Here is a 22,584-nt window from a genome sequence, read left to right as displayed (position 1 = left end):
TTCTCCTCAGTACCTGCTGCGGCCAGGACCACGGTCCAGCCGCTTGCGCCAGCAATTGGTGTGCCAGTGGCGGCGCTCCTCGTCGCCGCCCGTCCAGTTGGGCCAGCTCACGATATGCGGAACGCCCGACCGGATCTCCTGGTCGCAACCAGGACAGCGGTAGTTCTTGGCCGAGGAGGAGCCGGTGAGCATGCGGACCTTCCACTCCCCGTCGGGCCACTCCTCCACGCGATCGCTCGAGCTGGGAAAGCCGATCGGGCGGGTGGACTCCTTACGGCGGGCACGGCGAGGGCTCATGGCCTGGGGAACCGGGTCAGCCCCGCGGTGACGAGCTGGTCGAGCAGTGGAGCGGGGGCGGAGGACGGCGAGCGCCGCTCGGCGTGGAGGGCGCGCAGGCCGTCGCGCACCTTCGCCAGGCCGATCGACTCGAGCAGCTCGAAGGGCCCGGCGAGGTATCCGCAGCCGAGCCGCATCGCCGCGTCGATGTCCTCGATGGAGGCGTAGCCGGACTCGTACATGCGGACGGCGTCGTTCAGGTGGGCGAACAGGAGCGCGTCGATCACCAGACCCGCCCTGTCCTTGCACGGCACGGGCGTGTACCCGGCGATCTTCAGCAGGTCGCGGGCGGCGAGCACGGCCTCCGGCGTGGTCAGCACGGTGGTGGCCAGCTCGGCGACCTGTCCTCTCAGCTGGACGCGGACCGTCCTGCCCGAGCCGGGGAGGGAGCCGCCCACCTGGAGCACCACATCGGCGTCCTCGGTGTCCTTGAAACCCGCGGCCTCCAGCCGGTCGGCCAGCTCCTGGGAGCCGACGACGCGAACGGTCCGCGCGGGCGCCTTCTCCTGCGAGCCGTCGGCGGAGTCCCCGTGGAAGCCCCTGCCCGCCTTGCGTCCCAGCAGTCCCGCCGCGACGTAGGAGCGCAGCAGTGGAGAGGGCACGTGCCTGTCGGAGCGCGTCTCGTCGAACAGCACGTTCATGATCTCGTAGGCGGTGTCGAGGCCGATCAGGTCGAGCAGGTGGAAAGGGCCCATCGGCAGCCCGACGCCGAGCTTCATGGCGTTGTCGATGTCGTCGCGGGCGGCCACGCCGTGGTCCAGCAGGGTGACGGCGTGGTTGAGGTACGGCAGGAGCAGCCTGTTGACCACGAACCCGGCCCTGTCGCCCACCTCGACGGGCGTCTTGCCCAGCCGGACGGCCAGGCCGGCGACCTCGGCGACGACGCCGGGGTCGGTGACCACGGTGCCGACCACCTCGACCAGGCCCATGACCGGCGCGGGGTTGAAGAAGTGCATGCCGACCACCCGGCCGGGGCGACGCGTGGCGGCGGCCAGCGCGGTGACCGACAGCGAGGAGGTGTTGGTCGCCAGGATGGCGGAGGGCTTGCAGAGACCGTCGAGCTCGGTGAACAGTTCGACCTTGACGTCCATGCGCTCGGGGATGGCCTCGATCACCAGGTCGGTGGCGCGCAGGTCCTCTCGCGAGGTGGTGAGCGTGATCCTGGCGAGGATCTCCTCGCGCTCGGCCGCGGTCAGTCTGCCCTTGTCGAGCGCCCTTCCCGTGGACCTCTCCAGGTGTGCGCGACCCCTGGCCAGCGCCTCCTCGTCCGCCTCGACGCCGGTCACCAGGATGCCCGCGCGGGCGAAGACCTCCGCTATGCCCGCCCCCATCGTGCCGAGGCCGACCACTCCCACCATTTCGAACGCCATGCGCCCAGTTTTCCAGAGCCGGTAGGGTTGGCCATCATGCGGCTGGTCATCGCGCGATGCAGCGTGGATTACATGGGGCGGCTCACGGCACACCTGCCGATGGCGCCGCGGCTGGTGCTCATCAAAGCGGACGGAAGCGTGAGCATCCACGCCGACGACCGCGCATTCAAGCCGCTCAACTGGATGAACCCGCCGTGCAAGCTCAAGGAGGACGGCGAGACCTGGACCGTCACCCACGGCAAGACCGGCGAGAAGCTCGTGCTGACGATGGAGGAGATCCTCCACGACTCCTCCCACGAGCTGGGCGTCGACCCCGGGCTGATCAAGGACGGCGTCGAGGCGCACCTGCAGGAGCTGCTGGCCGAGCACATCAGCACGCTGGGCGAGGGCTACACGCTGATCCGCAGGGAGTACATGACGGCGATCGGCCCGGTCGACATCCTCTGCCGTGACGCGGCGGGCACGACGGTCGCGGTGGAGATCAAGCGGCGCGGCGAGATCGACGGTGTGGAACAGCTGACCCGCTACCTGGAGCTGCTCAACCGTGACCCGCTGATCGCGCCGGTGCGCGGCGTCTTCGCCGCGCAGGAGATCAAACCGCAGGCGCGGGTGCTGGCCGCCGACCGCGGCATCGACTGCGTCACGCTCGACTACGCCGCCCTGCGCGGCATCGAGCCGGAGAACCCGACACTGTTCTAGATTTTGTACGGCAAGCACGGGAGAGGCCACCGTGGTCACCGGTGGCCGCCCGTCCATCACGCGTGCTCCAGCGGGACTCCGGTGGGCCGCCGTCACGTCGCCTGCCGAGCCCACCCCCCTCACGCGCCTCCCTGGGCCAGTCACGCGCCTATGGGGGAGCACCCCGCAAACGCTCGACTCATCCGCCCGACAGAACCGTTGTAAGTAAGGATTTACCGGCCTATCGTGACGCCATGACGCTCCTGACCTTCGACTCGGTGAACCCCGCGACCGGACAGGTCGTCGGCAGCCACGCCAAGCAGGACGCGCAGGCCGTGCGCGAAGCCGTCACACTCGCCGAGGAGGCGGCGCGGTGGTGGGGCGAGCTGAGCGCCGCCGAGCGCAGGCGCAGGCTCCTCGACTTCAAGGCGGTCCTCACCCGGCAGCTCAGGCCGCTGGCCGAGCTGGTTCACCAGGAGACGGGCAAGCCGGTGGACGACGCCGTCCTGGAGATCGTGCTGACGATCACCCATCTCGACTGGGCGGCGCGCAACGCCGGGAAGGTGCTGGGTAGGCGCAGGGTGGCCACAGGCCTGGTCGGCCTCAACCTGGCGGCCACGCTGGAGTACCTCCCGCTCGGCGTCGTCGGCGTGATCGGCCCGTGGAACTACCCGGTCTTCACCCCGATGGGCTCGATCTCCTACGCCCTGGCCGCCGGCAACGCCGTGGTGTTCAAGCCGAGCGAGCTCACCCCGGGGGTCGGCGTGCGGCTGGCCGAGCTGTTCGGCGAGGCCGTGCCCGAGTGGCCGGTGTTCCAGACCGTCACGGGGCTCGGGGAGACGGGCGCCGCGCTGGCGGCCGACCCCAGGGTCAGGAAGGTCGCCTTCACCGGCTCGACGGCCACGGCCAAGCGCGTGATGGCCGCCTGCGCCGAGAACCTCACGCCGATCGTCGCCGAGTGCGGCGGCAAGGACGCCTTCATCGTCGACGCCGACGCCGACCTGGAGGCCGCCGCCGCCGCCTGCGTGTGGGGCGCGCTCTCGAACGCGGGGCAGACCTGCGTGGGCGTGGAACGGGTGTACGTCGTGGAGCAGGTCTACGAGCCGTTCATGCGCGAGCTGAAGGCGAGGGCGGAGCAGGTCAGGGCGGGCGAGCACTACGGGCCGATCACCATGCCCGCGCAGCTCGACGTCATCAGGCGCCACATCGACGAGGCGGTCGCGTCCGGCAAGACGGTCAAGGGCGGCCCCGAGTCGGTGCGCCCGCCGTACGTGGATCCCGTCATCGTCGAGGACGTGCCGGAGGACTCGGCGGCGGTGCGGGAGGAGACATTCGGCCCGACCATAACCGTGCGCAGGACGAGGGACGCCCGCGAGGCGCTGGAGCTTGCCAACGCCTCCGCCTACGGCCTGGGCGGCACGATCTTCTCCCGTGACACCCGCGGAGCGGCCCGGCTGGCCAGGCTCATGCGCAGCGGGGCGACCGCGATCAACTCGGTGATCTCCTTCGCTGGAGTGCCCTCGCTGCCCTTCGGAGGGGTCGGCGACTCGGGATTCGGCAGGATCCACGGCGCCGACGGGCTCAGGGAGTTCACCAGGCCGAAGGCCGTCGCCCGCCAGCGTTTCGCCATGCCCGGAATGAATCTGACGTCCTTCGGTCGCGGCGCCGGCGATCTTGAGCGACTGATCAGGATGGTGACCATTTTGCATGGACGACGTAAGCGCTAATGTAAACGCTCTTTCCCAATTGCGATCATCCATCCATAATTGTGTGCTCTGGGGGCTCGCGATCATGCAGGAATGGGTGAAAAGTGAACCGGTCTTACCGGGGAATGTCGGCTGAGCAAAGGCTGGCAGACAGGCGGGAGCGGCTGATGACGGCCGCGTACACGCTCTATGCGAAACCGGGGTTCGCCGCTACCACGATCGAAAGATTGTGTTCGGAGGCGCGCATCTCGAACCGCGCGTTCTACGAGTGTTTCGGCGGCAGGGAGGAGCTTCTCCAAGCCCTCCACGAACGCTGCGTCGAGGAGGCCCTGGCCGCGGTCTCGAAGGCGTTGCAGGACGCGCCGGCCCAACTCGACGCGCGCATCATCGCCGGGATATCGACATATATCGGTTTCACCACATCTGACTGGCGTCGTGCCCGAATCATGCATGTGGAGGTCCGGCGATCAGGAGACGTTCTCATCACCTCGCGCCAACGGGCGGTGGAGTCCTTCGCCCGCATCGTCGAGGACGTGACGCAACCGTTTTCGGACGACGCTCCGATCGATCGGCATCTGCTCACGCTCGGCTTGATTGGAGCGCTGCAGGAGCTGCTCATCGAATGGGTGCTGGCCGAAGAACCGCCCTCGACGGACGAACTCGTGCGCACAGCTGTCCATATCTTCCATCGGTCGTTTTCCAGTCTTTCCTGACCGGACATTGGCGCAAATGACGATCACGTGATCACCCAGCGTGATTCTCACCAGTCGCCGGACATGAGGGAGGGCAGAGTGCGGCTGATCGCGCTCTGCCCCCCGATATGATGTGGCGTCCGGCGCACTCCCGACCTCCGCCGGATGTCACCTCAGGCCACCGCGGCAGCAGGCGCCTCCACGTGGAGCACTCGATTCAGCCGAGTGACCGCAAGCACCCGCATGATCCTCGGTGGCACACCCCGGAGAACGAGGCGGCGATCCGCGCTCAGCGCGCGGCGATGCGTGCCCACGAGCACACCTAGACCGGTGGAATCGATCATCTCCAACCGCGAGAGATCGACGATCAGGTCACCGCCACCGGAGTCGACCGCGTCGTGCAGACGCGGACGGACTCCCGCCACGGTTCCCACGTCGAGCCGCTGCCCGACGTACACCACCTGAGCCCCAGGCTTACCCTTGACCCGCATGCCACCTCCTCAGGTCACGCTGCCATCTAACCACGCAACGTAGTCATTCTCTCTCTGGGGGTGATAATCGACACACCAACCATTAGTACGGTTACCCGGTCAGAGCCAACCCATGTCCCGAGCCATCCGAATTGCGGTGATTCGGTTGCTTGCGCCGAGTTTGGTGATCGCGCTGGACAGGTAGTTGCGCACCGTGCCCTCCGTCAGATGCATGGCCGCGGCTATCTCGCTGACCGACGAGCCCGCCGCGGCCAGCTCCAGCGCCCCTCGCTCGCGATCGGTCAGCGGGCTCTCCCCCGCCATCATCGCCGAGGCCGCCATCTCCGGGTCGAGGTAGCGCCCGCCGTCGCGAACCTTCCTGATCGCCGCCGCGAGCTCGCTGGCCGAGGCGTCCTTGGGGATGAACCCGCGCACCCCCGCCGCCAGCGCCCTGCGCAGGTAACCAGGGCGGCCGAAGCTGGTGAGGATCACGACGGCCTGGCCGGGGAGCGCCTCGGCGACGGTCAGCCCGTCCATGCCAGGCATCTCGATGTCGAGCACGACCACGTCAGGCCGGTGCTCGCCGACCGCGGTCACCACCTGGTCGCCCCTGCCGACCTGGGCGACCACCTCGATGTCGGGCTCGAGACCCAGCAGCGTCGCGAGCGCCTGGCGGATGAGGTGCTCGTCGTCGGCGAGCAGCACCTTGATCATGTGGGAATCCTCGCCCTCACCACGAACTGTCCATCACTCTGCCCCGCCGTCAGCACGCCACCGAGCGCGGTCACCCGCTCGCTCATGCCCGCCAGGCCGGTGCCCGCCGTACCCCTGGACGGTCTGGGATTGTCGTTGCTCACGGTCAGCTCCACCGCGCCTGCACCCGTGACCACCTTGATGCGGCAGCTGGTGGCGGCGCTGTGGCGCAGCACGTTCGTGGTGCTCTCACGCACCAGCCAGGCCAGCAGCGTGCTGACCTGTTCGCTCAGGCCGTCGTCCGGCAGCTCCAGCGCGCAGCTGATGCCCGCCGCCTCCATGACCGCCCGCACGCTGTGCAGCTCGGCGTTGAGATCGACCGTGCGGTAACCGCGGACCACCGCGCGGATCTCCTTCAGCGACTCCCTCGCCAGCCGCCTGACCTCCATCATCTCACTGGCCGCCTCACCCGAGGCCAGCCGGGCGGCCAGCTCGCTCTTGACCGCGATGGCCGAGAGGCTGTGCCCGACGATGTCGTGCATGTCACGCGAGAAACGCAGCCGCTCCTCCGTGACGGCGAGCTTGGCCTTGGCGTCCCTGCCGTCGTGAGCGGCCTTGACCACCGTCCAGAACCAGAACTGGAAACGGCTCAACCATCCGACCAGCCCGATCATCAGCACGTAGAAGACGACCCCCATCGGCGACAGGGCGACGCACACCGCTGCCATGCCCACGCCGAGCAGGGCCGCGGTGGTCCTGGACACGTTGAGGGCGGCCAGCGCGATCCACGCGACCGGCGACATGGCGCCGACGACGAACTGCTCCCGCATCAGAACGACGACGAGCAACGCCAGAGCCCCTGTGATGATCACCTCGCGGCGGGCGTACTCGCCCTGGACCATGATCCTGGCCCCGCGCACGTAGAAGAAGCTGAAGACCACCAGCACGGTCGCGGCCGCCACCACCTGCCACACGGCGGGCTGGACGCGATTGGTGGCCGCGCCCAGCATGCCGAGCCAGGGCAGCCCGACGCCTCCGGCGACGGTCCACACGGTGGCCCGCCGGAGGCGCTCGTAGTCGGTGCTGATGTCGGTCATCTCGCCATCAACTTAGCCGTGCCTCGGATCCCACCGGAACAACCACTTCACCAGCAGCACGGCGATGCCGAGCCAGATGAGCAGCACCCCGATCCACGGCAGCGCGTCCGCCCACGGGCCGCCGGTGTAGCCCATGCGCATCATCTCGGTGATGGGCGTCGTGGGCACCAGCCTGGCGACGAAGGGCAGGTTCTCCACCGGCACCATGAGCGGCGCGCCGATCAGCGCGACCAGCAGCACCGGCAGCACCGCGATCTGGGCGAACTCCGCGTTCGGCGTGATCCCCGAGAACGCGGCGGCCAGCAGCGCGAACACCCCCACGCCCAGGACTCCTGCCACCACCATCATGGGGACGTTCGCGGGCAGGCCCCCGCCGGTGCGGTCGATCCACACCGTCAGCAGCGCCACCTGTCCCGCGTACACCGCGAACCCCGACAGTGCCGCGCCGCCGAAGATGGCGAAGGACGAGCCCTGGCCGCCGCGCAGCCGCTTCAGCACCAGTTCCTCGCGGCGCGCGGTGAAGGTGTTGACGAGGTTGATGAAGACCGCGAACACCACCATCAGGCCGGGCAACCCGGTCAGCACGAACGTCTGGTCGCCCATCTGCGAGAACATCAGGCCGAACAGGAACGGCAGCAGCACCACGTTGACCATCGCGGTCGTGTTGCGGCCCAGCAGCTTCAGATCCATCCTGGCCAGCCGTACGGCGTGCAGAGCGTCTGTCCTCATCGCTTGTCCTCCACCACTCGCAGGAACGCGTCCTCGAGGGTGCCCCTGCGCACCTCGAGCCGCTCGAGAGTCAGGCCCTGCCCGTCGGCCCATGCCAGCAGCGTCCGCACCGCCGGGTGCGCCTCGCCCGTCAGCGAGTAGACGACCTGCCTGTTGGCGACCACGGGAGCCGCGCCGTGCAGTAACGGCGGCTCGGCCGGACGCGACAGCCTGAAGGTGATCTGGTCGCCCGTGGTGCTCACGACCTCGTCGACCGTGCCGTAGGTGCGGATCACGCCCTCGTGCATGATGGCCAGCCTGTCGGCCAGGCGCTCGGCCTCCTCCAGATAGTGCGTGGTCAGCAGCACCGTGGTCCCGCGCTCCTTGAGGCCCCTGATGACCTCCCAGGTGGCCTGCCTGGCCTCGGGGTCCATGCCGGTGCTCGGCTCGTCGAGGAAGAGCACTTCGGGACGGGACAGCACCGCCAGCGCCAGGTCCAGCCTGCGCTTCTGCCCTCCGGACAGCTGGCGGACCCTGGTCCTGGCCTTGTTCGCCAGGTCGACGACCTCCAGGACGTCCCCCTCGGCGGGCGGGCGACCCGCGTCGGCGCTCATCCCCTTCCAGATCGCGACCGTCTCCGCGACGGTGAGGTCGGTGAGGAAACCGGCCTCCTGCAGCATGATCCCGATGCGCGGGCGCAGCGCCCTGCACTGCCGGACCGGGTCCAGGCCCAGGACCCGGACCTTGCCCTCGCTGGCCCTGGCATAGCCCTCCAGGACCTCCATCGTGGTGGTCTTGCCCGCGCCGTTGGTGCCGAGCAGCGCGAACAACTCACCTGGGCGCACCTCAAAGGAGATGCCGCGTACCGCCTCGAAGCTCCCGTACCGCTGCCGCAGGCCCGCGACCTCGATGGCCGGCCCGCCCACCGCCGTGGGATCCCCGGTGTCCCGCACCTCTGTCGTCCTCATGCCCCAAGCCTGACGTTTCAGGATTCGCCCAGGTAGTCGCCGATATCACCGGCCACTCATGAAGATCGCGCCCACCCCCCATGACATCTGTCACCCTCCATCCGCACCGCCACACACCCCGGTCACCAGGTGACGTCCCACGGAGAACCCAAGAACCCGACCCCCAACCCACCAGCACAACCCCGCTCGCGATCACCGGCTGTCGTCCTCCCGCGAACCACCCGAACGACCCCGACCCCCCACCGGTACGACGACACCCCAGATCACCGGCTGAGGTTTCATGGGGACGCGGGCTGCCGGCCGACGTGCGTGGTGGGTCGCGGTCCGACGCACGGCCCGGTACCGCGGAGAGGCTGGAATCCCAAGTGAGCTCGTCGTCCGACGGGCGTCTGCGATGCTGAGGGCATGACGCGCGCAGACAAGGACAAGCCGGTCGTCCTCTCCAAGATCTACACCCGCACCGGCGACGACGGCACGACCGCGCTCAGCGACATGAGCCGCACGTCGAAGACCGACCCCAGGCTCGCCGCGTACGCCGACGCCGAGGAGGCCAACGCCGCCATCGGCCTTGCCCTCGCCTACGGCACGCTCGCCCCCGAGATCACCGACGTCCTGCGCCGGGTCCAGAACGAGCTGTTCGACCTGGGCGCCGACCTGGCCACTCCGCTCGTCGACAGCCCCGAGTTCCCTCCGCTGCGGGTCGAGCCCTCCTACATCGCGTGGCTCGAATCACAGTGCGACCACTTCAACGCCGACCTCCAGCCACTGCGCAGCTTCATCCTGCCGGGCGGCGACCCCGCCACGGCGCAACTGCACGTGGCGAGGGTGACGGTCCGCCGCGCCGAGCGCTCCGCCTGGGCCGCGCTCGAGGCCTACCAGGACGTCAGTCCGCTCCCGGCCAAGTACCTCAACCGCCTGTCCGACCTGCTGTTCATCCTGTGCAGGACCGCGCACGACGGCGGCGAGATCCTGTGGAAGCCCGGAGGTACGCGATAATCGTCGCCATATGAAGAATAGTTTTGCCCTCGTTTTCGCCGTTCTGGCGGTCGGTCTGGCCATTGTCTCCCCCTGGCCCACGGGGCTCGGCGAGACGACCACGGGCGACGCCCGGCTCGCGGCGGCGCTCAGGGGCACCGCTCCCTCCACCGGCCTGCGCGACGCCTCCGTCGCGATGATCGAGAACGGCAGGGCCAGGTTCGCGGGCGTCGGCGAGCGGCCGATCACCCCCGAGACCCCGTTCGAGATCGGCTCGATCACCAAGACGCTGACCGCCATGGTGATCGCCGATCTGGCCGAGGACGGCATGCTCAGGCTGAGTGACCCCGTGGAGGTGTTGCTCCCCGAGCTGAAGGGCACTCCCGCCGGGAAGGCGACGCTGGAGGAGCTGGTCAGCCACCGCGCGGGGCTGCCCAGCACGCCGGCGGGCGGCCCGCAGGGCACGGCCCGCATGATCCTGTCGAACTTCTCCGGCGCCAACCCCTACCCGCTGTCCGCCGAGAGCCTCCTGAACGAGGCGGCCACGGCCGAGGTCGAAGGACGCGGTACGGTCGCCTACTCCAACCTCGGTATGGCCCTGGCCGGTCACGCCGCCGCGCGCAGGGCCGGCAAGCCGTATCCCGAGCTGCTCAAGGAGCGGGTTCTCACCCCGCTCGGCATGGCCGGCACCGTGGTCAGGAGCCTGGGCGAGGCGCCTCCGCAGGGTGGCGCGCTCCCCCACAGGGCCAACGGCCACCGGGTCGTCCCGTGGGCGAGCGCGGGCTACTCCCCTGCCGGCTTCGGTGTGTGGTCCACGACGGGCGACCTTGCCAAGCTGCTCACCGGCGTGATCGCGGGCACCGCCCCGGGCGCGGGCAGCGCGAAGCCGAGATTCGACGCGGGATCGGGCGAGCGGATCGGCCTGGCGTGGTTCACCACGCCGAAGGGCAGCCGCCAGGTCACCTGGCACAACGGCGGCACCAGCGGCTCCCGCTCGTTCGCCGGCTTCGAGGCCGCGACAGGCCGGGGCGTCATCGTCCTGTCGAACACCGCCCAGGACGTCGACGCGGTCGCGCTCCGCCTGCTCGGCGTCGACGAGGAAGACTCCTCCCTCTCGTTGCCGTTCCTCATCCACGGCATTCTCTGGCCGCTCATCGTGGCCTTCGTCGCGATCTCCACAATCAGGCGCATCGGCGGCCTGACCAGGCTGCAGGCGGTCAACGACGCGGCGTGGAACGTGGTGCTGCTCTACCTGGCGTGGATCACCGGGCCGTGGGAGCGGCTGACCGTGCTGCCGTGGCTGGCCGCGGCCAGCCTCTTCGCCGCGTCGGCGGTGGTCGTGATGAGCAGGTGGCGCGAGCTTCCCGTCTCACGCGAGCAGAACCCTGGATCGCAGCGCTGGACGGTGGGGCTGTCCCTGGCCTTCTCCGCGCTCGCGGCGGCAGCGGTCACGATCCCGATGTGACGGCGAGCAGCCGGAGTCCCGCTGGAGTGAGCGTGATGGACGGGCGGTCACCGAGTGACCGCGGTGGCCTCGACCCGGCGTGCCGTACAGCATGCCGCTCAGAGGCCGGAGTGCCGTGCAGCATGCCACCCAGAGGCGCCGCGGTGGCATCACATGGGTCAGGCGACGTCCAGGTACGCGCTGGGCGGTGCCGACTCCAGCCACGCCAGGAAACCCGTCAGCGCGTCCTCCGACATCGCCAGCGACACCGCGCCGCAGTCGATGGCCCACTGGCCGCCGCCGATCTGCCGCCTGGCGGAAACAGTCAGGCCGCGCCTCGCGATTGCGTGGCGCGGCCTGAACAGCACACCGATGAGCGGGATCCAATGGAGCTCCCCGTCGGCGTAGCGGGCTACACCGCGACGCCAGCCATGGGGGCCCGTGGAAGGTCCCACTTTGAGTCGACACGGCACGCTCCCTCGGGAACGTGCCAGGGCGAAACCGCGGATCACCATGAGAGCCGCGAGCAGGAGGGCAGCGAGCAGCACGTCCGTAAGAATCGTCAGCATCGCCGCCCCCGCGTGTTGTGAAAGATCAGACGTCCTCGCCGGCCGCGCGCAGCCTGGCCCTTGCTCGCTTGGCCTCGACCGCCGCGTCGGCGTCCTCCTGGTCGGCCTCGATCGAGGCCTGAGCCCGCTCGAGAGCGTCGCGGGCAGCCGCGACATCCACCTCGGAACCCAGCTCGGCCGCCTCGGCCAGCACGGACACCTCGTTGTCGGCCACGGAGATGAACCCGCCGTGCACCGCGGCGATGAGGTCGTCCTCGCCGCCGCCGCGCTTCACACGCAGGACCCCGCCCTCGACGAGCACGCCGAGCACCGGTGCGTGTTGAGGCATAATACCGATCTCGCCGTCCACGGTCTTGGCAATCACCATGTCGGCCTCGCCCGACCAGATCTCACGCTCCGGTGAGACGACCCCTACGCGTAGCTTCGCCACTTGTGTAGGTTCCTTTCCGATCAGATGCCAGGTGCGGGTCTTTCACCGCACCTGGCACCGAAGGCGATTACTTGGAGAGTTCCTTGGCCTTGGCGATGGCCTGCTCGATGCCACCGACCATGAAGAAGGCCTGCTCGGGCAGGTGGTCGTACTCGCCCTCGCACAGACCCTTGAACGAGGCGATCGTCTCGTCCAGCGGCACGAACTCACCAGGCTGACCGGTGAACGCCTCGGCGGCGTACATCGGGTGCGACAGGAAGCGCTCGATGCGGCGGGCCCGGTTGACGGTGACCTTGTCCTCTTCGGACAGCTCGTCGATACCGAGGATCGCGATGATGTCCTGCAGCTCGCGGTACTTCTGCAGGATTCGCTTGGTCTCCTGGGCCACCCGGTAGTGCTCCTCGCCGACGACCATCGGGTCGAGGATGCGGGAGGAGGAGTCCAGCGGGTCCACCGCGGGGTAGATGCCCTTCTCCGAGATCGGCCGCGAAAGAACGGTCTGCGCGTCGAGGTGCGCGAACGCGTTGTGCGGGGCCGGGTCGGTGATGTCGTCCGCGGGCACGTAGATCGCCTGCATGGAGGTGATCGAGTGACCACGCGTCGAGGTGATGCGCTCCTGGAGCACACCCATCTCGTCGGCCAGCGTGGGCTGGTAACCCACGGCGGACGGCATGCGGCCGAGCAGGGTGGAGACCTCGGAACCTGCCTGGGTGAACCGGAAGATGTTGTCGATGAACAGAAGCACGTCCTGCTTCTGCACGTCACGGAAGTACTCCGCCATGGTCAGCGCGGAGAGCGCGACGCGCAGACGCGTGCCCGGCGGCTCGTCCATCTGACCGAAGACGAGGGCGGTGTCCTTGAGGACGCCGGCCTCATCCATCTCCAGCCAGAGGTCGTTGCCCTCACGGGTACGCTCACCGACGCCGGCGAAGCACGAGGTTCCGGAGAACTTCAGCGCGACTCGGCGGATCATCTCCTGGATCAGAACGGTCTTGCCGACACCGGCGCCACCGAACAGACCGATCTTTCCGCCCTTCACGTACGGCGTCAGCAGGTCGATGACCTTGATGCCGGTGGGCAGCATCTCGGTGCGCGACTCGAGCTGGTCGAACGCGGGGGACGGACGGTGGATGCCCCACTTCTCGGTGACCTTGAGGGACGAGGTCGGCACGTCGAGCGACTCGCCGAGCGCGTTCCACACGTGGCCCTTGACGACGTCGCCGACCGGCACCGAGATCGGCAGGCCGGTGTCGGTGACCGCCGAGCCGCGGACCAGGCCGTCGGTGGGCTGCATCGAGATGGCGCGGACCAGATTGTCACCCAGGTGCTGGGCGACCTCCAGGGTCAGCTTCTTGGTCTCGCCGCCGAGGGTGACCTCGACGTTGAGGGCGTTGTAGATGTCGGGCATCGCCTCGACGGGGAACTCCACGTCGACGACGGGACCCGTGACGCGAGCCACGCGGCCCGTGCCGGTCGTGGTCTCAACAGTCTCTGCAGTCATTTCACTCTTTCCCCGCTGCGGCGTCAGCCAGCGCGTTGGCGCCGCCGACGATCTCGCTGATTTCCTGGGTGATCTCGGCCTGGCGAGCCTGGTTCATCTGCATCGTGAACACGCGGATGAGCTCGTTGGCGTTGTCCGTCGCCGACTTCATGGCGCGCCGGCGTGAGGCTTCTTCGGCCGCCGCCGACTGGAGCAGCGCGGTGAAGATGCGCGACTCGACGTAGCGCGGCAGCAACGACTCCAGCACATCACCGGCGGTGGGCTCGAACTCGAAGTACGGCGGAATCGTGTCGGACTCGGTCGCCTCGGCCTCCTCGACCTCCAGCGGCAGAATCCGCTTGACCACGACCTCCTGCGTCAGCATCGAGACGAACTGGGTGGAGACGATGTGGATCTCGTCGATCCCGTGCTCCTCCTTGAACGACTCGATGAGCGCGTTCGCGATCTCCTTGGCGTTGGCGTAGGACGGCTTCCTGGAGAAGCCGGTCCACTGACCGCCCATCTCCCTACCGCGGAAGCTGTGCCAGGCGACACCCTTGCGGCCCGTGACGAACGGCGCCACGGTCAGCCCGCGACCCTCGAGGAGGCCGCGGAGGGCTTCGGCCTCGCGCAGGATGTTCGCGTTGAAGCCGCCGCAGAAGCCGCTGTCGCTGGTGACGATGAGGACGCCCGCCTTGGCGGGGTTCTCCTTCGCCACGGTCAACGGATGGTCGACGCTGGCCGCGTTGCTGACGACGCCGGTGACGGCGCGAGTGATCTCACGCTCGTACGGCAGCGCCGCCTGCATCCGTTGCTGCGCCTTCACGATCCGCGAAGAGGCGATGAGCTCCTGGGCGCGGGTGATCTTGGCGGTCGACTTGACCGACTTGATCCGCCGCCTCAGCAGCCTTAGCTGGGCACCCATCGGCTACTTCTTCTCCGCCGGGCGGACGACCTTGCGGATCTTCTCCTGACCGACCTCGTCGGCGCCGAGCGGCGCGACGGGCTCGTCCTTGATGAGCAGCTCACCAGTAGAGGTGGTGAAGCCCTTCTTGAACTCGGTGATTGCGTCCTTGAGGGCGGTCACCGTGTCGTCGGAGAGGTCCTTGGTCTCGCTGATGCCGGTGAAGATGCCCTTGTGGGCGCTCTGGATGTAGTCGAGGAACTCGGCCTCGAAGCGGCGGATGTCCTCGACCGGCACCTCGTCGAGCTCACCGGTCGTACCGGCCCAGACCGAGACGACCTCGCGCTCCAGGGAGAACGGGCTGTACTGCGGCTGCTTGAGCAGCTCGACCAGGCGCAGACCGCGCTCCAGCTGGGCCTTGGAGGCGGCGTCCAGGTCGGAGGCGAAGGAGGCGAAGGCCTCCAGGTCACGGTACTGCGACAGGGCCAGACGGAGCGTGCCCGCGACCTTCCTCATCGCCTTGGTCTGCGCCGAGCCACCGACTCGGGAGACCGAGACACCGACGTTGATGGCCGGGCGGACGCCCGCGTTGAACAGGTCCGTCTCGAGGAAGACCTGGCCGTCGGTGATGGAGATGACGTTGGTCGGGATGAACGCCGAGACGTCGTTGCCCTTGGTCTCGATGATCGGCAGACCGGTCATCGAGCCAGCGCCCATGTCGTCGGAGAGCTTGGCGCAGCGCTCCAGCAGGCGGGAGTGGAGGTAGAAGACGTCGCCGGGGAAGGCCTCACGGCCCGGCGGACGACGCAGCAGCAGGGAGACGGCGCGGTAGGCGTCGGCCTGCTTGGTCAGGTCGTCGAAGACGATGAGGACGTGCTTGCCCTGGTACATCCAGTGCTGCCCGATGGCGGAACCGGTGTAGGGGGCGAGGTACTTGAAGCCTGCGGCGTCGGAGGCCGGAGCGGCGACGATGGTGGTGTACTCCATCGCGCCCGCCTCCTCCAGGCGGCCCTTGACCTGCGCGATCGTCGAGCCCTTCTGGCCGATCGCGACGTAGACGCAGCGGACCTGCTTGGTCGGGTCGCCCGACTGCCAGTTGTCGCGCTGGTTGAGGATGGTGTCGACGGCGATCGCGGTCTTGCCGGTGCCACGGTCACCGATGATCAGCTGGCGCTGACCACGGCCGATCGCGGTCATGGCGTCGATCGCCTTGATGCCGGTGGCCAGGGGCTCCTTCACCGGCTGGCGCTGGACGACACTGGGTGCCTGCAGTTCGAGAGCGCGCAGGCCCTCGGACTCGATCGCGCCCTTGCCGTCGAGCGGGTTGCCCAGGGGGTCGACCACGCGACCGAGGAAGTTGTCGCCGACCGGCACCGACAGGACCTCGCCGGTCCTGCGGACCGTCTGGCCCTCCTCGATCTTGCTGAAGTCGCCCAGGATAACGACACCGATCTCGCGGGTGTCGAGGTTCAATGCCAGGCCGCGCGTGCCGTCCTCGAACTCGAGCAGCTCGTTCGCCATCGCCGAGGGAAGGCCGGAGACATGGGCGATGCCGTCGCCACAGTCGACGACGGTCCCGATCTCCTCGCGCGCGGCGCCTTCCGGTTCGTACGCCTGGACGAAGCGCTCAAGCGCGTCCCGGATCTCGTCCGGCCGGATCGTAAGCTCCGCCATCTCTTCTCTGTCTCCCTATTCGCCTAGCCGGCCAACCGGCGGCGGACTTCTTCGATTCGTCCCGCGATGGTGCTGTCGATGATCTCGTCGCCGATGCGAACCGAGAATCCACCGAGCACTCGCGGGTCGACCTCGACGTTCACGTGAACGTCACGGCCATAGGAGGTGCGCAGCCACGCACCCAGACGCTGCTTCTGCTCGTCGCTCAGCGCCACGGCGCTACGGACCACCGCCACGAGACGCTGACGCTGCGCCGCGACCAGTCTGGAGTACTCCTCCAGGCCAGCCTCCAGGCTACGTCCTCGCGGGCGTACTGCCAGCTGCGTGATGAGACGCAGGCTGGAGGGGGCGACCTTGCCGCCGAGCAGCTCCTTCAGCAGCCGCTCCTTGCCCTCGGCGGGGGCGGCAGCGTCGGCGAGCGTGCGACGCAGGTTGGGGTTGGCGGCGACGATGCGGCTGAAGCGGAAGAGCTCGTCCTCCACGTCGTCGAGCCGTCCTTCGGACTCGGCCTGTGCGGCCGAGGCGATCACGCTGAACCGCTCGAGCGCGTCGGCCAGGTCGCCGGCGCGGGACCACTTGGCCTCGACGGCCGCCGTGGCCGTCTCCAGCGCGGCCTCGCTGACCTTGCCTTCGAGCAGCATGCGGAGGACCTGGGACTTCTGGGCCGGGGGCCGCGCCGGGTCCGAAAGGCTCCGGCGCAACCCGTGCTCGCGGTCGAGCAGGTCCACGATGGCGCTCAGGTCATCAGCCAGGCGCCCGAGGTCCGCCGAAGCCGCCACCGCGTTGAAGCGCTCTTCAACCACGGCCAGCGAACTCCTGCTCAGGCCACGCATCAGCGCACCGCCTGCCGCGAGGAGCTCTCCAGCTCGTCGAGGAACCTGTCAACGGTGCGGCGCTGACGCGCCTCATCCTCGAGGGACTCGCCGACGATGCGGGTGGCGAGGTCGGTCGACAGGCGACCGATCTCGGTGCGCAGCTGGGCGAACGCCTGCTGGCGGTCGGCCTCGATCTGCGCGTGCGCCGCTTCGATGATGCGGCGCGCTTCGGCCTGGGCCTCCTCGCGGAGCTCGACCTTGATCTGGGCGCCCTGCTCGCGAGCCTCCTCGCGCAGCCTGGCGGCCTCGTGCCGGGCCTCGGCCAACTGGTCGCGGTACTGCTTGAGCAGCGCCTGCGCCTCGGCCTGGGCGTCCTCCGCCCTCTTGATGCCGCCCTCGATCGCGTCGGTCCGCTCGGCCAGAGTCTTCTGGATGCGCGGGGTGAGGATCTTGCCGACGACGAGGAAGACGACGAAGAACGCGAAGATGCCCACGACCAGCTCGAACGCGTGCGGGAGCAGCGGGTTGGCGCCGCCCTCCGCCGCGAGGAGCGAAGCTGCCGTAATCATGGATGCAGCCTTTCGTCAGGGGTGGTCTTCGGTCTTTACAGGTTCGCGAAGATGAACGGCGCGACCAGACCGATCAGGGCCAGGGCTTCGGTGAGGACGAAGCCGAGGAGCATGTTCTGGCGGATCAGTCCGTAGGCCTCGGGCTGACGCGCGATGGCCTGCACGCCCTGACCGAAGATGATGCCGACGCCGATGCCGGGGCCGATGGCGGCGAGACCGTAGCCGATGGCGGTGACGTTGCCGGAGACCTCAGCGAGAAGGCTCATTGCTGTTTTCCTTTACTTGGTCGGCCGGTGATGCGGTGTATCACCGGTCTGGATATACCGGTAGGTGGTTCTTAGTGCTCCGGGTGCAGGCTGTTGCCGATGTACATGGCGGCCAGCATCGAGAAGAGGAACGCCTGCAGGAACATGATGAACAGCTCGAACCCGGTCATGATGATCGTCATCAGGACGCCGAGCACGCCGATCGGAGCACCGAGAGGGGTCAATTTCTCGAACAGGAACCAGAAGCCGACCATGCTGAAGAAGGCGATGAGCATGTGGCCGGCGAACATGTTGGCGAAAAGTCGCACAGCGTGCGTGAACGGCGCGATGATCATGTTCGACAGGAACTCGATCGGCGCCAGCAGGACGTAGATGAACTTAGGGAGCCCCGGCGGGAACATCATGTTCTTGAAGTAGCCGCCGACACCCTGGGTCTTGAAGCCGAGGTAGAGCTTCAGCACGTAGATCGAGACGGCGAGCACGATCGGGAAGGCGATGTGCGAGGCGACGGGGAACTGAGCGACGGGGATGACACCCATCACATTCCAGACCCAGATCACGAAGAACATGCTGAGGAGCAGAGCCATGAACCGGTCGGCATCCTTGCCCAGGAAGGGCCGGGCGACCTGGTCACGTACGAACATGTAGCCCATCTCGGCGACGTTCTGGACGCCCCTGGGCACGATCTTCGGGTTGGAGAAGGCGGCCCACAGGAAGCCCAGCACGATGATCGAGCTGAGGATCGCCAGCAGCACCGGCTTGGTGAACCAGTCGACCCCGGGAAAGATCGGGGGGAGTTCGAACAGTTCTTCCGGCGTCGGAGCCTGGAACTGGTCAGGATCGGCGAGGAGCGTCAGCGCGATCACGCGGCGTTCCCTTCAGCGTGGTAGGTGGTCACAACAAAGTTCCTTGGGCGGGCAGTGCCGCCGCGCGGAGTTAGCGGCCGTGCTTCCGGTAGACCAGGTAGACGGCGAGCACTGTCCCCAGGACGACACCTATGGGGAAGAACGCGGACGTGTCGAGATACCGGTCCAGCAACCAGCCAGCACCGCCGTAGACAACCATCCCGGAGAGCAGGTAGCTGGGAATCGACCACGCGGCGTTGGCGAAGTCGCGGCCGTCGTCCTCGGGCCGGCGTTTCTCTTCGCTCATCGCGCGCCTGACGATAGCAGGGACAGGGAGGACTAGTCATATCGGACCCCGTTACTTTACCGGGGATCATGACTGGCCCTGACCCGGGACCTTGGCCTCGGGGTCCACGTAAAGCATCTTGGTCTTCATGAAGGCGCGCACTTCACTCGCGGTCCACACGATGGTGCCGACCACGACGGTCCAGGCGAAGGCCTTCGGGTTCCACGCGGTCGTGTCACCGAACGTGCGCAGCATGGCCAGGATGACCAGGACCTTGACGAGGTAGCTGAGCATCGCGGCGATCGCCATCATCTGCGGAGAGACTCGGGCGGCGTAGGACACCGCCACCACGCTGATGCTGAAGAAGACCGCGACGAGCGCGAGACCGACGACGGCGCCGAGCGCGCCCTTACCGCCGGCTATCAGGAAAGCCACGATGACAGCGACGGCCCCCACCACCAGGGTGGGTAGCGCGGCGCTCTTGAGGACGCGCACGTCGTTGGCCTGCATCGGTGCTCCAGACAGTCAGTTAACAAGCGAGCGATTGCTACCCCATGAGCCGTACTCTATGGGGGCCCTGCTCGTGAAAGATATCACAAGCTCACAGAGGGCCGCCTTTACCTGGCCTTTCTAGTTCGCGATCAAGACGAACGAACGGGAAACGCAGGGACAACGCTGGTGTCGTCGCTGCCCTGAGGCGTCGACTGGACATCGCCCCTGATGGGCGGCATAGGACCCGTCGCAGGGCCATCGTCCTCATCGTCCGGTTTGTTGGTGGGCTTGGCGGAATGCGAACCGCCTCTCCCGCGCCAGCGCGGCAACGCCATCAAGACGAGCAGCACGCCGATCGCCAGCACGATCACGATCGGGAAGGACACGACAGGCACGCCTTTGACCGACATGCCGACCAGGCCGAGCGCGAACAACGACGTCCACGCGTACATGATCAGCACGGTGCGCCTGTGGGAGTGGCCGATGTCGAGCAGCCGGTGGTGCAGGTGGCCGCGGTCGGGGGCGAAGGGAGACAGTCCCATCGAGGTGCGTCTGATGACCGCGCTTATCAGGTCGATGAGCGGGAGCACCATCACCGCGGCGGGCAGCAGGATCGGCATCAGCGCGCCGAACCTGTTCATGCCCTGGATCACGTCGGCGTCGACGGGGGTCACCGTGATCAGCGACGAGGCCAGGACCAGGCCGAGGAGCATCGCGCCCGTGTCCCCCATGAAGATCCTGGCCGGGTGGAAGTTGTGCGGCAGGAAGCCCAGGCACATGCCGATCAGGATCGCGGTGATGGCCGCGGTGGTGTTGATCCTGTTCTGCTCGATGCTCTGGTCGAGGAAGATGGCATAGACCCAGGTGGCAGCGGCGGCGATGCCGACGATGCCGGCGGCGAGGCCGTCAAGGCCGTCGACGAAGTTGACCGCGTTGATGGAGACGACCACGACCAGGATCGTGATGATCGCGCTCAGGTCGGGCGCGAGGCCGATGCTCTCGCCGCTGACCCACGGGATCCACGGCAGGAACAGGCCGAACCAGACCAGCACGCCCGCCGCGCCGATCTGACCGCCGAGCTTGATGAAGGCGTCCATGCCCCACCAGTCGTCGAGGAAGCCGGTCAGCGTGATGAGCCCACCGGCGACGATGAGAGCCAGCACGGTGTCGTCCTGGGCGAGCACGCCGCCCGTCTTGTCGAGCTGCGTGGCCGTCAGCAGCCCTGCGACCAGCCCGCCGTACATCGCCAGCCCGCCGAGCCGCGGGGTCGGCGTGGTGTGCACGTCGCGATCGCGAACCTCGGGCATGGCTCCGATGCGGATGGCGAAACGCCGGACCAGCGGGACGAGCAGGTACGTCACCGCCGCCGCTGCCAACGCCATGAAGAGGTATTCGCGCACGGACCTAGTTTCCCGGATGCACCGGCCAGCTGTGACCGGAAATCGACACAGATCACCTTATATTTCGCTGAGATAAGGCTGATGCTCCGCTGCCAGTTCGGTGACACGTTCCCGCACTTCATCCGCTGTTTCGGGATATCTCACCGCGCGCGACACCAGCATTCCCACCTCCTTCATCTGCTCGGCTCCCATGCCCTGCGTCGTGACGCAGGGCGTGCCCACCCGCAGACCCGACGTGACGACGGGCGGTTCGGGGTCGTAAGGGATGGCGTTGCGGTTGAGCGTGATGCCCGCCGCCGCGCAGCGCCGCTCCGCCTCCGCGCCCGTCACCTCGCAGCCACGCAGGTCGACGAGCGCGAGATGGGTGTCGGTGCCGCCGGACACCGGCCGCATCCCCTCCAGCGCCTCGCTGAGAGCGCGCGCGTTGTCGACCACCATCCTCGCGTAGTCGGCGAACTCCGGCCGCATCGCCTCGCCGAACGCCACCGCTTTGGCGGCGATCGCGTGCATGAGCGGGCCGCCCTGCACGAACGGGAAGACCGCCCTGTCGACCCTCGCCGCCAGCTCGGCCGTGCACAGTATGCCGCCACCGCGCGGACCGCGCAGCGCCTTGTGCGTGGTGAACGTGACGATGTCCGCGTACGGCACCGCCGAAGGGACCGCGCCCCCCGCCATCAGGCCGATCGTGTGCGCCACATCGGCCATCAACCACGCGCCTACCTCGTCCGCGATGCCTCTGAAGACGCCGAAGTCGATCAGCCGGGGATAGGCCGTGGCGCCGCACACGATCAGCTTGGGCCGGTGCCTGAGCGCCAGATCGCGCACCTCGTCGTAGTCGATGAGCTCGGTGTCGCGGCGCACGCCGTACGACACCACGTCGAACCAGCGGCCGGAGAAGTTGACCCGGGATCCGTGGGTGAGATGACCGCCGTGCGACAGCGCCATCGCCAGCATCGTGTCGCCGGGCTGGAGCAGCGCGGCATAGGCGGCCAGGTTCGCGCTCGCGCCCGAATGCGGCTGCACGTTGGCGTGGTCGGCGCCGAACAGCTCCTTGGCCCGCTCCAGCGCCAGGATCTCCGCCCTGTCGACCACCTCGCAGCCGCCGTAGTAGCGCCTGCCCGGATAGCCCTCGGCGTACTTGTTGGTGAGCGTCGACCCCAGCGCGGCCAGCACGGCGGGCGAGGTGAAGTTCTCGCTCGCGATCAGTTGGAGGCCGCCCCGCACCCGAGCCAGCTCGTCCAGCAGCACCTGTGCGATTTCGGGGTCCCCCCGTTGGAGGGCCCCGAAGTCCGGGCCGTACTGGGGTGCGTCACCCATTCCCCCACTGTAAGCCCACAATCACGAGAAGGCATGGGGCGCGCCGACCGCGGCAGGCACCCACCGCGGCGTGTCCGCCGCCTGATCGCTGATCGCCGTGAGCACCGACTGCCGGTACAGCGCCAGCCTGTTCCGCCATTCGGCAAGATCCTCGACATATCGGCCACCGACCGGCGCCTCCCACGTCTGCGGGCTGCGGGCCAGCTGGTAGGCCTTGTCCAGGGAGGCCGTCAGCGTCTCCAGCATGGGCAGGACGGTCTGCCACGCGGTGACCAGGCGCTGGTAGTCGGGATTGAACTCCCAGGCCCTCGGGTGGCCGTCCAGGGGGCCTGCCGAACCCGTCGCGGGTGGCTGCTCGCCCGGCTGGCGCGGCTGTGGAGCCGGTGGATCGACGTACATG

26 protein-coding genes are annotated in these 22,584 nt (G+C 68.2%); 5 read left to right on the top strand and 21 right to left on the bottom strand.

Annotated elements, in window-relative coordinates:
- Positions 1 to 6: 6 nt before the first annotated feature.
- The gene (locus AB0B45_RS17655) at positions 7 to 297 is read right to left on the bottom strand and encodes an ATP/GTP-binding protein (protein WP_358131584.1); all 291 of its coding nucleotides are present in this window, start codon (positions 295 to 297) and stop codon (positions 7 to 9) included.
- Positions 294 to 1,706, bottom strand: a complete 1,413-nt coding sequence (locus AB0B45_RS17650) for a 3-hydroxybutyryl-CoA dehydrogenase (protein ID WP_358131582.1) — start codon at positions 1,704 to 1,706, stop codon at positions 294 to 296. The genes AB0B45_RS17655 and AB0B45_RS17650 overlap by 4 nt, the downstream gene beginning before the upstream one ends.
- A 36-nt stretch (positions 1,707 to 1,742) precedes the next feature.
- Here AB0B45_RS17650 and nucS point away from each other — a divergent pair, with 36 nt between their 5' ends.
- From nucS to AB0B45_RS17635, 3 genes are all read left to right on the top strand, one after another.
- On the top strand, positions 1,743 to 2,405 hold the full coding sequence (gene nucS / locus AB0B45_RS17645) for an endonuclease NucS (RefSeq protein ID WP_358131580.1): 663 nt from the start codon (positions 1,743 to 1,745) through the stop codon (positions 2,403 to 2,405).
- A gap of 233 nt (positions 2,406 to 2,638) precedes the next feature.
- Positions 2,639 to 4,111, top strand: a complete 1,473-nt coding sequence (locus tag AB0B45_RS17640) for an aldehyde dehydrogenase family protein (RefSeq protein ID WP_358131578.1) — start codon at positions 2,639 to 2,641, stop codon at positions 4,109 to 4,111.
- 146 nt (positions 4,112 to 4,257) lie between these two features.
- Positions 4,258 to 4,803, top strand: coding sequence for a TetR/AcrR family transcriptional regulator (locus AB0B45_RS17635; protein WP_358131576.1), 546 nt, complete (start codon positions 4,258 to 4,260; stop codon positions 4,801 to 4,803).
- Between the two features lie 152 nt (positions 4,804 to 4,955).
- Here AB0B45_RS17635 and AB0B45_RS17630 read toward each other — a convergent pair whose 3' ends face one another.
- From AB0B45_RS17630 to AB0B45_RS17610, 5 genes are all read right to left on the bottom strand, one after another.
- Positions 4,956 to 5,273: an STAS domain-containing protein gene (locus tag AB0B45_RS17630; RefSeq protein WP_358131574.1), complete on the bottom strand. Its 318-nt coding sequence runs from the start codon at positions 5,271 to 5,273 to the stop codon at positions 4,956 to 4,958.
- A 99-nt stretch (positions 5,274 to 5,372) separates the two neighbouring features.
- Entirely contained in the window at positions 5,373 to 5,966 is a 594-nt protein-coding gene (locus AB0B45_RS17625) for a response regulator transcription factor (protein ID WP_358131572.1), read from the bottom strand.
- Positions 5,963 to 7,042 (bottom strand): histidine kinase, encoded by a 1,080-nt coding sequence (locus AB0B45_RS17620; RefSeq protein ID WP_358131571.1) that lies wholly within the window; start codon positions 7,040 to 7,042, stop codon positions 5,963 to 5,965. Before AB0B45_RS17620 ends, AB0B45_RS17625 begins: the two co-directional genes overlap by 4 nt.
- A 12-nt stretch (positions 7,043 to 7,054) precedes the next feature.
- Positions 7,055 to 7,771: an ABC transporter permease gene (locus AB0B45_RS17615; RefSeq protein ID WP_358131570.1), complete on the bottom strand. Its 717-nt coding sequence runs from the start codon at positions 7,769 to 7,771 to the stop codon at positions 7,055 to 7,057.
- The gene (locus AB0B45_RS17610) at positions 7,768 to 8,718 is read right to left on the bottom strand and encodes an ABC transporter ATP-binding protein (protein ID WP_358131568.1); all 951 of its coding nucleotides are present in this window, start codon (positions 8,716 to 8,718) and stop codon (positions 7,768 to 7,770) included. Before AB0B45_RS17610 ends, AB0B45_RS17615 begins: the two co-directional genes overlap by 4 nt.
- 405 nt (positions 8,719 to 9,123) lie before the next feature.
- On the opposite strand from AB0B45_RS17610, the gene AB0B45_RS17605 reads away from it, so the two are divergent.
- On the top strand, positions 9,124 to 9,714 hold the full coding sequence (locus tag AB0B45_RS17605) for a cob(I)yrinic acid a,c-diamide adenosyltransferase (protein ID WP_358131566.1): 591 nt from the start codon (positions 9,124 to 9,126) through the stop codon (positions 9,712 to 9,714).
- Positions 9,715 to 9,724: 10 nt separating this feature from the next.
- Entirely contained in the window at positions 9,725 to 11,158 is a 1,434-nt protein-coding gene (locus AB0B45_RS17600; RefSeq protein WP_358131564.1) for a serine hydrolase domain-containing protein, read from the top strand.
- A gap of 158 nt (positions 11,159 to 11,316) precedes the next feature.
- On the opposite strand, the gene AB0B45_RS17595 is transcribed toward AB0B45_RS17600, so the two are convergent.
- From AB0B45_RS17595 to AB0B45_RS17530, 14 genes are all read right to left on the bottom strand, one after another.
- Complete coding sequence (locus AB0B45_RS17595) at positions 11,317 to 11,706, bottom strand: DUF2550 domain-containing protein (protein ID WP_358131562.1); 390 nt, start codon at positions 11,704 to 11,706, stop codon at positions 11,317 to 11,319.
- Positions 11,707 to 11,731: 25 nt separating this feature from the next.
- Positions 11,732 to 12,136: a F0F1 ATP synthase subunit epsilon gene (locus AB0B45_RS17590; protein WP_358131561.1), complete on the bottom strand. Its 405-nt coding sequence runs from the start codon at positions 12,134 to 12,136 to the stop codon at positions 11,732 to 11,734.
- A gap of 67 nt (positions 12,137 to 12,203) precedes the next feature.
- Positions 12,204 to 13,637 (bottom strand): F0F1 ATP synthase subunit beta, encoded by a 1,434-nt coding sequence (gene atpD, locus AB0B45_RS17585; protein WP_358131559.1) that lies wholly within the window; start codon positions 13,635 to 13,637, stop codon positions 12,204 to 12,206.
- A gap of 1 nt (position 13,638) precedes the next feature.
- Entirely contained in the window at positions 13,639 to 14,541 is a 903-nt protein-coding gene (locus AB0B45_RS17580) for a F0F1 ATP synthase subunit gamma (protein WP_358131557.1), read from the bottom strand.
- Between the two features lie 3 nt (positions 14,542 to 14,544).
- Positions 14,545 to 16,194, bottom strand: coding sequence for a F0F1 ATP synthase subunit alpha (gene atpA, locus AB0B45_RS17575; protein ID WP_358131555.1), 1,650 nt, complete (start codon positions 16,192 to 16,194; stop codon positions 14,545 to 14,547).
- 23 nt (positions 16,195 to 16,217) lie between these two features.
- Complete coding sequence (locus AB0B45_RS17570; RefSeq protein ID WP_358131554.1) at positions 16,218 to 17,027, bottom strand: F0F1 ATP synthase subunit delta; 810 nt, start codon at positions 17,025 to 17,027, stop codon at positions 16,218 to 16,220.
- Positions 17,027 to 17,578, bottom strand: a complete 552-nt coding sequence (locus AB0B45_RS17565; RefSeq protein WP_358131553.1) for a F0F1 ATP synthase subunit B — start codon at positions 17,576 to 17,578, stop codon at positions 17,027 to 17,029. Before AB0B45_RS17565 ends, AB0B45_RS17570 begins: the two co-directional genes overlap by 1 nt.
- 35 nt (positions 17,579 to 17,613) lie before the next feature.
- A complete protein-coding gene (gene atpE, locus AB0B45_RS17560) occupies positions 17,614 to 17,844 on the bottom strand; it encodes an ATP synthase F0 subunit C (RefSeq protein ID WP_354917244.1) in 231 nt (76 codons plus the stop codon).
- Positions 17,845 to 17,915: 71 nt separating this feature from the next.
- On the bottom strand, positions 17,916 to 18,710 hold the full coding sequence (gene atpB / locus AB0B45_RS17555; RefSeq protein WP_358131551.1) for a F0F1 ATP synthase subunit A: 795 nt from the start codon (positions 18,708 to 18,710) through the stop codon (positions 17,916 to 17,918).
- A 70-nt stretch (positions 18,711 to 18,780) separates the two neighbouring features.
- On the bottom strand, positions 18,781 to 18,996 hold the full coding sequence (locus tag AB0B45_RS17550; protein ID WP_358131549.1) for an AtpZ/AtpI family protein: 216 nt from the start codon (positions 18,994 to 18,996) through the stop codon (positions 18,781 to 18,783).
- A gap of 66 nt (positions 18,997 to 19,062) precedes the next feature.
- Positions 19,063 to 19,485, bottom strand: a complete 423-nt coding sequence (locus AB0B45_RS17545) for a hypothetical protein (protein ID WP_358131547.1) — start codon at positions 19,483 to 19,485, stop codon at positions 19,063 to 19,065.
- 131 nt (positions 19,486 to 19,616) lie between these two features.
- Entirely contained in the window at positions 19,617 to 20,867 is a 1,251-nt protein-coding gene (locus AB0B45_RS17540; RefSeq protein WP_358131545.1) for an MraY family glycosyltransferase, read from the bottom strand.
- A 57-nt stretch (positions 20,868 to 20,924) separates the two neighbouring features.
- Positions 20,925 to 22,184 carry a serine hydroxymethyltransferase gene (gene glyA / locus AB0B45_RS17535; protein WP_358131543.1) on the bottom strand — a complete coding sequence of 420 codons (1,260 nt, stop codon included), beginning with the start codon at positions 22,182 to 22,184 and terminating at the stop codon, positions 20,925 to 20,927.
- A 21-nt stretch (positions 22,185 to 22,205) separates the two neighbouring features.
- Complete coding sequence (locus tag AB0B45_RS17530; protein WP_358131541.1) at positions 22,206 to 22,583, bottom strand: hypothetical protein; 378 nt, start codon at positions 22,581 to 22,583, stop codon at positions 22,206 to 22,208.
- Position 22,584 lies beyond the last annotated feature (1 nt).

The sequence above is a fragment of the Nonomuraea sp. NPDC049152 genome (genome assembly GCF_040648355.1).
In the GTDB taxonomy this organism is placed as follows: domain Bacteria; phylum Actinomycetota; class Actinomycetes; order Streptosporangiales; family Streptosporangiaceae; genus Nonomuraea.
The sequence above is the reverse complement of the archived record's forward strand: the minus strand, read 5'-3'. Positions and strand labels throughout refer to the sequence as shown.